General features: G+C 63.4%; 10 protein-coding genes. 6 read left to right on the top strand and 4 right to left on the bottom strand.

Annotated elements, in window-relative coordinates; genetic code table 11:
* Positions 1–11 precede the first annotated feature (11 nt).
* The 3 genes from U5805_RS02105 to U5805_RS02095 are packed head-to-tail and all read right to left on the bottom strand — an operon-like array spanning position 12 to position 3239.
* Positions 12–1181, bottom strand: coding sequence for a dihydrodipicolinate synthase family protein (locus tag U5805_RS02105; protein ID WP_322101781.1), 1170 nt, complete (start codon positions 1179–1181; stop codon positions 12–14).
* Between the two features lie 7 nt (positions 1182–1188).
* Complete coding sequence (locus U5805_RS02100) at positions 1189–1968, bottom strand: 3-ketoacyl-ACP reductase (RefSeq protein ID WP_322101780.1); 780 nt, start codon at positions 1966–1968, stop codon at positions 1189–1191.
* Positions 1965–3239 (bottom strand): acyl-CoA dehydrogenase family protein, encoded by a 1275-nt coding sequence (locus U5805_RS02095; protein WP_322101779.1) that lies wholly within the window; start codon positions 3237–3239, stop codon positions 1965–1967. Before U5805_RS02095 ends, U5805_RS02100 begins: the two co-directional genes overlap by 4 nt.
* A 60-nt stretch (positions 3240–3299) precedes the next feature.
* On the opposite strand from U5805_RS02095, the gene U5805_RS02090 reads away from it, so the two are divergent.
* A complete protein-coding gene (locus U5805_RS02090; protein ID WP_322101778.1) occupies positions 3300–4838 on the top strand; it encodes an acyl CoA:acetate/3-ketoacid CoA transferase in 1539 nt (512 codons plus the stop codon).
* A 66-nt stretch (positions 4839–4904) separates the two neighbouring features.
* Here the strand turns inward: U5805_RS02090 and U5805_RS02085 are convergent, their stop codons facing one another.
* Positions 4905–5501, bottom strand: a complete 597-nt coding sequence (locus U5805_RS02085) for a TetR/AcrR family transcriptional regulator (RefSeq protein WP_322101777.1) — start codon at positions 5499–5501, stop codon at positions 4905–4907.
* A 298-nt stretch (positions 5502–5799) separates the two neighbouring features.
* Here U5805_RS02085 and U5805_RS02080 point away from each other — a divergent pair, with 298 nt between their 5' ends.
* From U5805_RS02080 to U5805_RS02060, 5 genes are all read left to right on the top strand, one after another.
* Positions 5800–7308 (top strand): aldehyde dehydrogenase family protein, encoded by a 1509-nt coding sequence (locus tag U5805_RS02080; RefSeq protein WP_322101776.1) that lies wholly within the window; start codon positions 5800–5802, stop codon positions 7306–7308.
* Positions 7309–7381: 73 nt separating this feature from the next.
* Positions 7382–9052, top strand: a complete 1671-nt coding sequence (locus U5805_RS02075; RefSeq protein WP_322101775.1) for a GMC family oxidoreductase — start codon at positions 7382–7384, stop codon at positions 9050–9052.
* Positions 9053–9172: 120 nt separating this feature from the next.
* On the top strand, positions 9173–10252 hold the full coding sequence (locus U5805_RS02070) for a sugar ABC transporter substrate-binding protein (protein WP_322101774.1): 1080 nt from the start codon (positions 9173–9175) through the stop codon (positions 10250–10252).
* 62 nt (positions 10253–10314) lie between these two features.
* A complete protein-coding gene (locus tag U5805_RS02065) occupies positions 10315–11268 on the top strand; it encodes an ABC transporter permease (protein ID WP_322101773.1) in 954 nt (317 codons plus the stop codon).
* Positions 11269–11284: 16 nt separating this feature from the next.
* Complete coding sequence (locus tag U5805_RS02060; protein ID WP_322101772.1) at positions 11285–12784, top strand: sugar ABC transporter ATP-binding protein; 1500 nt, start codon at positions 11285–11287, stop codon at positions 12782–12784.

Genomic DNA, 12784 nt, shown 5'->3' with positions numbered 1-12784 from the left:
GCGCGACATGGTCAGCCTCCGCAGCCCAGCGGTGCCATGACCTTGCGCACGCGCTCGATGGCGTCGGCGGGGTCGCGCAGCAGACGCGCCTGATCGGCCAGCCGGAAGACGTCCGCGAGATACACGGGCGGCCGCATGCCGTGGTGGCCGCCGGGCATGAAGAAATGATCCTGGAAACCGTTCAGATAGGCGAGGAACACCACGCCGGTCTTGTAGTACTGCGTCGGCGCGCGGAAGATGTGGCGCGACAACGGTACCGTCGGCGCAAGCAGGGCGTTGAAGGTCTCCGGGTCGTCGCCGGCGAGCGCGGCCAGCGCCTGCGACGCGGCGGGTGCGATTGCATCGAAGATGCCGAGCAGCGCATGCGAATAGCCCACCTCGTCGCCCGCGATCAGGGCGGGGTAGTTGAAGTCGTCGCCGGTGTACATTTTTACGCCGGGCGGCAGCCTGCGCCGGAAGGCGATTTCCTTCGCGTCGTCGAGCAGCGAAATCTTGATTCCGTCGATGCGGTCGGCACTGGCGCCGATCACCTCGAGGCAGACCTGTGCCGCGCTCTGGTAGTCCGTTGCGCCCCAGTAGCCCTCGAGTTCGGGATCGAACATCTCGCCGAGCCAGTGCAGGATCACCGGCTGATCGCACATGGCCAGCACCTCACGGTAGACACGCCGGTAATCGTCCGGGGAGCGCGCCACCCGGGCGAGCGCGCGGCTCGCCATCAGGATGACGCGTCCGCCCACGCGTTGAACGGCTTCGAGTTGTTCAGCGTAGGCGCGGATCATCTGATCGCAGTTCGTGACCGAAGCAGGCGCCACGTGATCGGTGCCGACGCCGGATGCGATCAGCGCGCCGGGAATATCGCGCGTTCCTTCTACCGTGCGCGTAATCAGTTCGAGCGCACTGCTCCAGGGCAGGCCCATGCCGCGCTGCGCGGTGTCCATGGCTTCGGCAATGCCGAGGCCTTGCTGTAACAGATAGCGGCGGTATTCGAGCGTGCGTTCCCAGTCGATGGCGGGCACCGCGTTCAGCTCGCCTGCGCGCAGCGGATCGGCTACCACGTGGGCAGCCGAGTAGGCGATGCGGTTGAACGGTCGCGCGGGCGCACGCGCGTCGAGGGGCGTGCCTTGCACGCGATACGTTTCGAGCGTGCCGGCCGCGGTCGGGAGTTTGATTGTGAGGTTCATATGCGGATCAGTATTTGGTCACGAGCAGACCGCCGTCGACGCGGACGGCCTGGCCGACGCTGTAGGGCAGCCCGCCCGTCGCGAGCGTGCGCACGGTGGTTGCCACTTCCTGAGGGGTGCCCCAGCGCTTGATGGCGGTGAGGCCTTGCTCCATCTGCGCGTCATAACGCGCGCGCGACGGCGCCGTCATCTCGGTTTCGATGAAACCCGGCTGCACCTCATACACGCTGATGCCGTGCCCGGCGAGGCGTAGCGAGAACAGCGTGTTTGCCATCGACAGTCCCGCCTTTGATACGCAGTACTCACCGCGCAGCGGTGAAGCGGCGACCGCATTCGACGAGGTAATCGTAATGACGCTCGGATGGGGCGCCACGCTGGCTTGAGTGCGGGCCAACTGGTGCTTGGCGAACGTCTGGGTCAGAAAGAAGGTACCGCGCGTATTCACGGCGATGCAGCGATCGAAGCTCTCGGGCGTGACGTCGAGCAGGTCGCCGCGCGACATCACCGATACGCCAGCGTTGTTCACGAGGCAGTCGATCGGGCCCGCGAGCCGCGCCTCGATATCGAGCAGCATGGCCTGATGCGAGTCGATGTCGGCGAGATCGGACACCACCGCGATCGCGCGGGCGCCGGTTTCCTCGACCTGGGCGACGGCCTGGTCGAGTTCCTTGGACGCCACCACATCGGTGAGCGCCACGTCGAATCCGGCGCGGCCAAGCTCGACCGCAATCGCCCGGCCAATGCCGCGCCGGCTGCCCGTGACCAGTGCAACGGGGCGCGCGCTCATACCTGGGCTCCATTGGCGATCAGATCGCGGGCGATGATGGTGCGCTGGATCTGGTTCGTGCCTTCGTAGATCTGCGTGATCTTTGCGTCGCGATAGAGCCGCTCGACTTCATAGCCGCGGATGTAGCCGCTGCCGCCAAAAATCTGCACGGCGTTGGCGCTGTGCCTGACCGCCGTGTCGCCGGCAAAGCACTTGGCCATCGAGCAGGCGATGCTCGCCCGGTCGCCGGTTTCGAGCCGCTCTGCTGCGTCGTGCACCAGCAGGCGCGCGGCCTGAATATCCTTCGCCATGTCGGCGAGCATCCACTGGATCCCCTGAAAATCGGCAATGTGGCTGCCGAACTGCTTGCGGGTCTGTGCGTATTCGAGCGCGGCTTCCAGTCCCGCCTGAGCGATGCCGACCGCGAGCGCGGCAATGCCCACGCGGCCCTTGTCGAGCACGCTCATCATGATGTGAAAGCCGCGGCCTTCCGGCCCGAGCAAGGCATCGTGCGGCAGCTTCACCTGCTCGAAATGCAGTTCGCCGACCTGCGACGCGCGTTGGCCCATCTTGTGTTCCTTCGGCCCCTTCGAGACGCCCTGCAGATGGCAGTCGACAATAAAGATGCTCATGCCGCGCTTGCCGGCAGCTGGATCGGTGCGCGCCAGCACGAAGGCCAGATCCGCGACTGGCGCGTTGTGAATCCACAGCTTGGCGCCGCTGAGTTCCCAACCATCGGCCGTGCGCGTGGCGGTGGTGCGGATGCCCGATACGTCGGTGCCCGCGTCGGATTCGGTGATGCAGTACGCGGGCCGAAGCCGCGCACGCAGCAACGGCTCCATGTACTTTGCGCGCTGCGCATCGCTGCCATGCACGGAGAGGAGCGTGCCGACCAGCTCGAGCAGGCCGCACTGGTCGGCAACCGACGCATAACCGCGCGAGAGCTCTTCCATCACGAGTGCGTAAGCGGTCACGTCGAGCCCGGCGCCGCCGAACGCCTCGGGCACCGTGATGCCGAACAGGCCCAGTTCGCCCATCTGCTGGTAGATTTCGGCCGGGAAGCGCTCTTCGCGATCGAGTGCCTCGGCCGCTGGGCGGATCACCTCCTGCGCAAAACGTCGCGTGGTTTCGCGGATCTGCTCGTGCGTTTCTGAGAGTTTCATGCTGTCTCCATTCGTCATGGCTTTACCTGTTCTGGCGCTGTGTCGAGCCCATGCAGGTAAACCCGAGCTCTGCGCAACACTTCTTGAATTACCGGGGACCCTGTGCCAATATTGGCAGCAAGTAACCATCTGGATGGTTATTTAAGACCAACGAAGGGCCGCTGTCAATGGGCTTTTCGGCCGATCTGAATGGAGGATGTGTTGAACAAGTGGATGGAGGCTGCGGACGCGGTCGAGCAGATTTTCGACGGTGCGACGATCGCGCTGGCCAGTAACGGTGGCGGTGTGCTCGAGCCGGACGCCGTGCTCGCGAAGCTCGAACAGCGTTTTCTCGAGAGCGGGCATCCGCGCGAGCTGACGGTGGTGCACGCGCTCGGCATCGGGGACGGCAAGGGCAGTGGACTTGGACGCCTGGCTCACCCTGGCATGGTCAGGCGCGTGATCGGCGGGCACTGGAGCTGGGCGCCCGGGATGCAGCGGCTGGCGAAGGACGAGGCCATCGAAGCCTACAGTTTCCCGGCGGGTGTGATTTCCACGTTGCTGCGGGAAATCGGCGCTGGGCGCCCGGGGCTCGTTACGCATGTGGGACTGCGCACCTTCGTCGACCCGCGGATCGATGGCGGAAAGATCAACGGGCGTGCAACCGAAGATCTGGTCGAACTGATCGAACTGGATGGGCGCGAATATCTTCGCTACAAGCCGTTCAAGGTGGATTTCGCGATCGTGCGCGGCTCATCGGCCGACGAGCGCGGCAATGTCACGCTGCGCCATGAACCTGCGGATCTCGATGTCTACTCCGCGGCGCTTGCTGCACACAACAGCGGTGGCCGGGTGATCGTGCAGGTGAAAGAGCGCGCACCCGACGGTTATGTCCCGGCCCGGCTCGTGCGCATTCCCGGCATCCTCGTCAATACACTGGTCGAGACGCCGGGGCAGGTGCAATGCGTCGTGGCGGATGACGACCCGGCGCTCAGCGGCGAAGCGCTGAGCGCCATCGGCGAGGGCTTCTACGAGATTCCAACGGGGATTCGCCACATCGTCGCGGCGCGCGCCGCGCAGGAGTTGCACGAGGGGCAGTCGGCGAATTTCGGCTTCGGCATTCCGGGTGGCATTCCCGCCATTCTCGCGGAGCAGGGGCGGCTGGGCACCTTCTGGGGATCGGTGGAGCAGGGCATTCACAACGGCGCCATGCTCGACGGCCCGATGTTCGGCACGGCGCGCAACGCCGATGCGATCCTCTCGAGTGTCGATCAGTTCGACTTCTACAGCGGTGGCGGAGTGGACGTCACGTTCCTCGGTATGGGCGAGATGGACGGCGACGGCAACATCAATGTGTCGAAGCTTGGCGCAAGCGTGGTCGGTCCCGGCGGCTTCATCGACATCACGCAGGGTGCGAGAAAGATTGTGTTCTGTGGCACCTTCGAAGCAAAGGGCTTGCAGGTCGAGCAGGTGGGGGCGCGCGTGAGCATCGTGAGCCCGGGGAGCGTGCCCAAGCTTGTCGGGCGGGTCCAGCACATCACGTTCAGCGGCGAGCAGGCACGTATTGCCGGCCAGGAAGTGCTCTATGTGACCGAGCGTGCTGTATTCCGTCTGGAGCCGGACGGCGTGCGGCTGATTGAAGTGGCGCCCGGGATCGATGTCGAGCGGGACGTGCTCGCACGGATGACGTTTCGCCCGCTGGTGGATGAGGCTCTGCTTATGCAGGCGAAGCAGGAAAAGGTGGCTTGATGCCAGATGCGGAAAGCGGGAGCGCCGCTGTGCGGTGCTCCCGCCGGATGGCGTGAATGTAGTGGATCAGGGGCGTAGCAGCCTGAGCACCGTCTCGATGTTGAAGTCGAGCCTTGCTTTCAGTGCGTCCTTGCTCATGAAGTCGATGTCGAAGATCAGGCCGCTCGTGTAGCGGTTGGTCAGGTAGTAGTAGCCGATCGCGGCCATCGTGATGTGCAGTTGCCGGGCATCGACACCGCTGCGGAACACGCCCGCTTCGACGCCGCGATCGATTATGCGTTGCAACATCGAGATGAAATCATGATGCAGTTCCCTGAACCGTTCGGACTTCTTCAGATGGGTCGCCTTGTGAAGGTTCTCGCTGTTCACGAGCGTCATGAACTCCGGGTGCTTGAGGTAGTAGTTCCACGTATGCGTGGCGAGCGCAACGATTGCTTCTTCAGGGGAAAGATGATCGAGGTCGAGTTTCAGTTCGGCGGTGCGGATGTCGGCATAGGCGCTTTCGAGTACCGCCACGAACAGCTCCTCCTTGCTGCCGAAGTAGTGATAGATCATCCGCTTGTTGGCCTTCGAGCGCGTCGCGATGGCTTCCACGCGGGCGCCGGCCAGGCCGAGCTTCGCGAACTCCATTTTCGCGGCTTCGAGAATGCGTGCCCGGGTCACTTCGGGGTCGCGTTGCCTCGGTGGTTTCGCTGCGCCGGATTTGGCCGTTCTGGAGGCCCGATCCAGGGCCGTCGTCGCAAGAGTCATGGTGGATATCACTCGAAAAGTATCAAGGGGACAGCGTCAGTTGGTTCGCATCATGCCAGCGACTATAGACCAAAAAAGCATTGCGAGGAAGTAACCGGATGGTGCAGAATGGGCGTAAATAAATGCGCGGCACATCGCATCTCACACGCAATGTCCGGCACGCGCGGCGCACTTTCGATGCCCGCGTGAAGAGCAAACTCTGGAGGCAGGAATGAGCAATCTGAATGAACTTGCGGCGGCGCTTCGTCTTCCGTCGGAACCCGTGCGGACCTCGATGTTCGTCGACGGCAAGGACTACGCCGGACGCACCGGCGAATTCGTGACGCGCAAGAGCCCCGGCCACGGTGTGCCGGTGACGTCCACCGCGCGAGCCACCGTTGACGACCTGAACGTGGCGGTCGCGTCGGCACGCCGCGCCTTCGACGACGGCCGCTGGTCGCGTCTGTCTGGCGAGCAGCGCGCGACGGTGCTGCTCAATGCAGCGCGGCTCATCCGCGCGAATGTGGAGACGCTCGCGTATCTAGAGACGCTCGAAAGCGGCAAGCCGATTGGTCAGTCTCGCGGCGAAATCGGTGCGGCGGCAGGCATCTGGGAATACGCGGCAGGTCTCGCGCGCGTCGTGCACGGCGATACGCACGATACGCTTGGTGGCGATCTGTTCGGGCTCGTCGTGCGGCAGCCGATTGGCGTGGTCGGCATCGTCACACCGTGGAATTTCCCGTTCTTCATTCTTTCCGAGCGTCTGCCGTTCGTACTGGCGGCGGGTTGCACGGCCGTCGTCAAGCCGGCCGAACTGACCTCGAGCACGACCCTCAAGCTCGCCGCGCTGCTCACCGAAGCGGGCCTGCCCGACGGCGTCGTGAATGTGGTGACGGGGCTCGGGTCGGTGGTCGGCCAGGCGCTCGCGGAGCACATGGACGTAGACATGATTTCGTTTACGGGCTCGACGCCGGTGGGCCGCTCGGTCCTCGCCGCGGCGGGTGGCAACATGAAAAAGACCGGGCTCGAACTGGGCGGCAAGAATCCGCAGATCGTCTTCGCCGATGCCGATCTCGACGACGCCGCCGACGCCATCGCCTTCGGGATTTCGTTCAACGCGGGCCAGTGCTGCGTGTCGGGTAGCCGCCTCGTCGTGCATCGGTCGGTCGAGCAGGAACTCGTCGAGCGCGTGAAGGCCGTGCTCGAAAAGGTGCGCGTGGGCGATCCGCTCGATGCGTCGAATCATGTGGGTGCCATTGTCGAAGCGCGCCAGTTCGACAAGATCCGCGGCTTCATCGATGCGGGCCGGCACGGCGATGTGCAACTCGTCTGTGGCGGGACCAGCAGCAACGAGGGCGAGCGGTTCTTCATCCAGCCGACGGTGTTCCGCAACGTGCAGCCGCAAAGCGCGCTCGCACAGGAAGAGATTTTCGGACCTGTGCTGGCGGTCACGCCGTTCGATACCTTCGAAGAGGCCATCGAGATCGCGAATGGCGTGCCCTACGGCCTCGCGGCCAGCATCTGGACGCGCGACCTGCAAGGCGCGATCAAGAGCTTCCGTGCAGTGCGGGCTGGCCGGATCTGGGTGAACTGCACGATCACGGGCGGCCCGGAAATGCCGATCGGCGGCGTCAAGCAATCGGGCATCGGTCGCGAGACGGGCCGTTATGGCCTCGAGGAATACACGGAGCTGAAGTCAGTGCACATCCAGGTCGGCAATCGGCCGCGCTGGATCGCCTGACGCGCGCGGCGCGTGGGAAGAAGCGGTCGTCACGTGCTGCGTGTGGCCGCAGAAAACAGTATTGGAGACAGCAATGTATGACTATGTGATCGTGGGTGGCGGCGCGGCGGGTTGCGCACTGGCAGCGCGTCTGAGCGAAGACGCCAGTATCCGGGTGCTGCTGCTCGAAGCTGGACCCGCCGATACCGACCCCTACATCCATATGCCCGTGGGATTCTTCAAGATGACGGGCGGCCCGTTGACATGGGGTTATCGCACCGTGGCGGCAGCGGAAACGCAACGGCGCGAGATTCCCTTCGCGCAGGGCCGCGTGCTGGGCGGCGGCGGTTCGATCAATGCGATGGTCTATACGCGCGGCCAGGCCGCCGACTACGACGGCTGGGAACGCGACGGTTGCACCGGCTGGGGCTTTCGCGACGGCGTGCTGCCCTACCTGCGACGCATGGAAGACAACGAGCGCCTGTGTAACGAATATCACGGCGTGGGCGGACCGCTCGGCGTGTCCGATCTCATCAGCGTCAACGAAGTCACCAAGGCCTTCGTGATCGCCGGTCAGGAAGCGGGCCTGCCCTACAACAGCGACTTCAATGGCGCGCGGCAGGAAGGCGTCGGGGTGTATCAGGTGACCCAGCGCCATGGCAAGCGCTGCAGCGCGGCGGTTGGCTATCTGCGCGATGCGCGCTCGCGGCCCAATCTCACGATCCGCACCGATTGCCTCGTGTCGCGCATCGTGATCGAAAAGGGGCGCGCAACGGGTGTCGAATTCGCGCCACGCGGCGAGCGCGCTAACGTGACGATCGCGCGTGCCGAACGCGAAGTGATCGTGACCGCCGGCGCCATCGGTTCGCCGAAGCTCCTGATGCTTTCCGGCATCGGCCGTCCCGAGGATCTGGAGCGCGCGGGCGTGAAGCCCGTGCATGCCTTGAGCGGCGTTGGCCAGAATCTGCAGGATCACTTCGATATCGATATCGTCTACGAGCTCAACGGTCCCTACAGCCTCGACAAGTACGCGAAGAAGCACATGATGCTGCTCGCGGGACTCGAGTACAAACTGTTCAACAAAGGGCCGGTGACGTCGAATATCGCCGAAGGCGGCGCGTTCTGGTATTCCGATAGCAGCGTGCCGACGCCGGACCTGCAGTTCCACTTTTTGCCGGGCGCGGGTGTCGAGGCCGGCGTGCCGCCGGTGCCGTCGGGTTCGGGCTGCACGCTCAATTCGTATTTCCTGCGACCGCGCAGCCGGGGCAGCGTCGCGCTGCACAGCGCAGACCCGGCCGACGCACCCATCATCGACCCGGCTTACATTCGCGATCCTTACGACCTGAAGGTGGCCGTCGAGGGTATCCGCCAGAGCCGCGAAATCATGAGCCAGAACGCGTTGCGCAAGTACATCAGGTGCGAGCACTTCCCGGGCGGCCAGGTTCGTTCCCAGCCCGAGTATGAGGCCTACGCGCAGCAGTACGGGCGCACGGGTTATCACCCGGTCGGGACTTGCAAGATGGGCGTCGACGAACAGTCAGTGGTCGATCCGCAATTGCGCGTGTATGGCATCGAAGGCCTGCGTGTGGCGGATTCGTCGGTGATGCCGCGCATCGTCAGTTCGAACACGAATGCCCCCACCCTGATGATCGCGGAAAAGGCCGCAGACCTGATTCGCGGGCTGGCAGCGCAACCGGTGCGCGTGTCGGGGCGTCTCGCCGGCATGTCGGGCCGGGCGGCGACACACGAAGCTGCCGCAGCCTGACGGCGGCGCGCGCGTCTGGGAATGGGAAGATCCCCGACGACGTATTCCCGGTTCTTGGTAAATATCCAGTTATTTATAAATTGCCTTGATCGCAGGGTTCTTTCACTCGGAGGAGACATCATGTCCAGACAGCATCAGCGCGCAGGCGTTTCACGCCGCGATTTCATCAAGCTCGGTGCAGGCGCGGCTTTCGCCGTGGCGGGCGGCGGCATGTCGGGCCTGTCGTTCGGCGCGGGACAGACCACGCTGGCCTGCTCGTTCCGCTCGTTGACGAATCCGTACTACACCGCGTTCAACAAGGGCGCGCAGGACTTCGCCAGGAGCGTCGGTTTGCCCTATGTGCCGCTGACGACCGAAGGCAGTTCAGAGAAGGGGATCGCGGACATTCGGGCGCTGCTGCAGAAGACCGGCGGCAACCTCGTGCTGAATGTCGACCCCAACGATTCGGCCGACGCTCGCGTGATCGTTGAAGCCTGCTCGAAAGCCGGTGCGTACGTCACGACGATCTGGAACAAACCCAAGGATCTGCATCCGTGGGATTTCAACCCGAACTACGTCGCTCATCTGTCGTTTGATGGCGTGGCCTATGGCGAAGCCACTGCGACCGAGTTGTTCAAGGCGATGGGTGGCAAGGGCGGCATCGTCGCGATTGGCGGCATTTTCAGCAACGTACCCGCTATCGAGCGCAAGGCGGGTCTGATGGCCGCGCTGAAGAAGTTCCCCGACATCCAGTTGCTGGACTTCCAGGTGGCGGACTGGGATTCGCAGAAGGCCTTCCCGATCATGCAGGCATGGTTGACCCGCTTCAATTCGAAGATCAAGGGTGTGTGGTCGGCCAACGACGACATGGCACTCGGTGCGATCGAAGCACTGCGCGCGGAAGGCCTTGCCGGGCAACTGCCGGTCTCCGGCATGGACGGCACACAACCGGGACTCGCCGCGATCAAGGTGGGTGAACTGGTGACGACGGTCGACTGGGATCCTTTCTGGCTCGGCGGCATTGGCCTCTCGATGGGTCTTCATGCGCAGCAGAAGAAGCTGGACGTGGCATCGCTGCCGAAGGACCAGCGCGAATCGTTCTGCAAGGCGACCCTTGTCACGAAGTCAAATGTGCAGACGGTCATGGCGCACGAATCGGCTCCCAGTGCGGACTGGAACAGTCTTTACGCCCGCGTTGCGGGCCCCGTGGTGTATCGATGAGCAAGCTAACCGCAGCGCCCACCCGGCAGGCCGTACGCACAACAACAACCGGGATCAGGTTCATGTCGATGCATACCCTGCTGCAGCGCTTTGCGCCGCTGCTGGTCCTGCTGGCGCTTGGCCTTTGCATCGGCGCGTTCAATCACGACTTCTTTGATCCGATGAATCTGGCGCGAATCGCGATCTCCGCGGCGATTCCGCTCACCATCGCGCTCGGCGGCACGTTCGTGATTCAGCTTGGCAGTATCGACCTGTCGGCGGAAGGGATTGTCGCAGTCTCCGCGATCACGGTGTCGATGCTGGTCGAGAACTCGTACAACGGCAATCACTTCGGCCTATGGGTGCTGGCAGTTGCGATTGCCGCTGGCGCGGCGCTGGGGCTCGCCAACGGCATGCTGCATGTGTTCCTGCGAATTCCTTCTTTCATTGCCACGCTCGCAGTCGGTTTTGTGGCAACCGGAATCGGGACAGCATGGTTATCGGGCAACACGATCCGCGTGAGCGACATGGCTCTGCGTTCGATTGCGATTAGGCGGTATCTGGGGTTGCCGTTGTCGGTATGGATCGGCCTGCTCGCGCTCGCTGTCGCCTGGTTTATCTACAGGCATACGTTGCTTGGACGGCACACGCTGGCGATTGGCGGTGGTGAGGATCTCGCGCGCCTGAACGGCGTGCGGGTGCGGCGCGTGAGGATTGCCGTCTTTGCACTGGCAGGCGCCTTCTACGGCGTGGCCGGCATTCTTGCGGTCGCCCAATATGGGCAAGGTCACGCACTGATTGCCGACGGCCAGTTGTTCGTTGCAATCACGGCCATCGTGGTGGGCGGAACATCGCTTGCCGGCGGCAACGGCAGCCCGCTGAATACGTTGATCGGTACGTTGATCGTAGTCGTGCTTGCCAACGGTATGGTGCTGCTCGGCGTACCGCCGTATGTGCAACAGGGCATTCAGGGTGTACTGATTATCGTTGCTGTGACGCTTGCGCTGAATCGCTCGCGCCGGCGCATAGTCAAGTGAGCCCGGGAGATTCGATATGCTGAAACTCAAGAACATTACGAAACGCTTCCCAGGTGTGCTCGCTCTGGATGACGTATCGGTCGAAGTCCGGCCCAACGAAATCGTCGGCCTGATTGGCGAGAACGGCGCAGGAAAATCGACACTGATGAAGCTGCTGACGGGCGCCTACCGCCAGGACACCGGTGAAATTACGCTCAATGGCCAGCCGCTGATGATTCGCAATCCGCGTGACGCCACCGCGAAGGGCATTGCGATGGTGTATCAGGAGCAGTCGATCCTGCCGAATCTGACGATCGCCGAGAACCTGTTTCTGGGTCGTGAGGAATCCTTTACGACATTTGGACGCATGAACTGGTCGAAACTCAAGCGCGCAGCGCAGGCCGAACTCGCAACGGTGCATCTCGATGTCGATCCGCTGACCGTTTGCGAGGATTTGTCGTTCGGACAACGACAGATGGTGGAACTGGCGCGAGCGCTATCGCTGGCAAGCCGCACTGGCGGAACACCGATCATTCTGCTCGATGAGCCGACCTCGGTTCTCGAAGCCGCGGAGATCGAGATTCTGTTCAGACTCGTGCGCGAACTCAAAGCGCGTGCATCGTTTGTATTCGTCTCGCACCGTCTGGACGAACTGCTTTCGCTCAGCGATCGCGTGTACGTCATGAAAGACGGCAAGGTGGTGGCAGAGATGGCTTCAACTGATGCATCCGTGAAGCAGTTGCATGAACTGATGGTGGGCCGCTCGATGCACGGCGAGTACTACCGCGAGAACCTGCAAAAGCCGTGTAGCGACGAGGTGGCGCTTTCGGTCGGGCATGCGTCGCTGGGGCATGCGTTGAACGACGTGTCGTTTGAAGTGCGGCGCGGCGAGGTATTTGGCGTGGCCGGGGTGGTGGGCTCAGGGCGCGAGGAACTGTGCCGTGTGATCGCCGGCCTGGAGAGGCTCGATTCCGGCGAGGTGCGGATTGGCGGCACGGTGCTGAAGCCGCAGGCCAATCACGCGGTCGCGTTGGGCGTCGGCTACGTGCCGCGCGAGCGCAAGGTGGAAGGGCTCGTCACGCAGATGAGCGTCGCGGAAAACCTCACGTTGCCGCGACTGAGGGCGGTGAGCCGAGGTGGCGTGGTGCGCAAGGGGAACGAGCGCACGATTGCCAACGGGTGGATCCAGCGTCTGCATATCAAGACGCCAGGGCCGGATGCTTCCTGCCGCAATCTTTCTGGCGGCAACCAGCAAAAGGTGGTGCTGGCGAAATGGCGTTTTGCCGGCAGCCAGATTCTCGTGCTCGACCACCCGACCCGCGGGCTCGACGTCGGCGCAAAAGAAGAGGTGTACCAACTGATTCGCGAACTGACGGCCGAAGGTGTGGCGGTTGTGCTGACAGGCGACACGCTCGAAGAGATTCTCGGCCTGAGCCATCGCATCATGGTGATGCGCGATGGCCGCGCGCAAAAGGTTCTGCCGTGCGAAGTGGGCTCGAAGCCTTCGCAGGTTGAAATCGTCGAACATATGGTGTGA

Origin of the sequence: Paraburkholderia sp. J41, assembly GCF_905220235.1 — a bacterium.
Taxonomy (GTDB): Bacteria; Pseudomonadota; Gammaproteobacteria; order Burkholderiales; family Burkholderiaceae; genus Paraburkholderia.
This window is presented reverse-complemented; position numbering and strand designations above follow the sequence as displayed.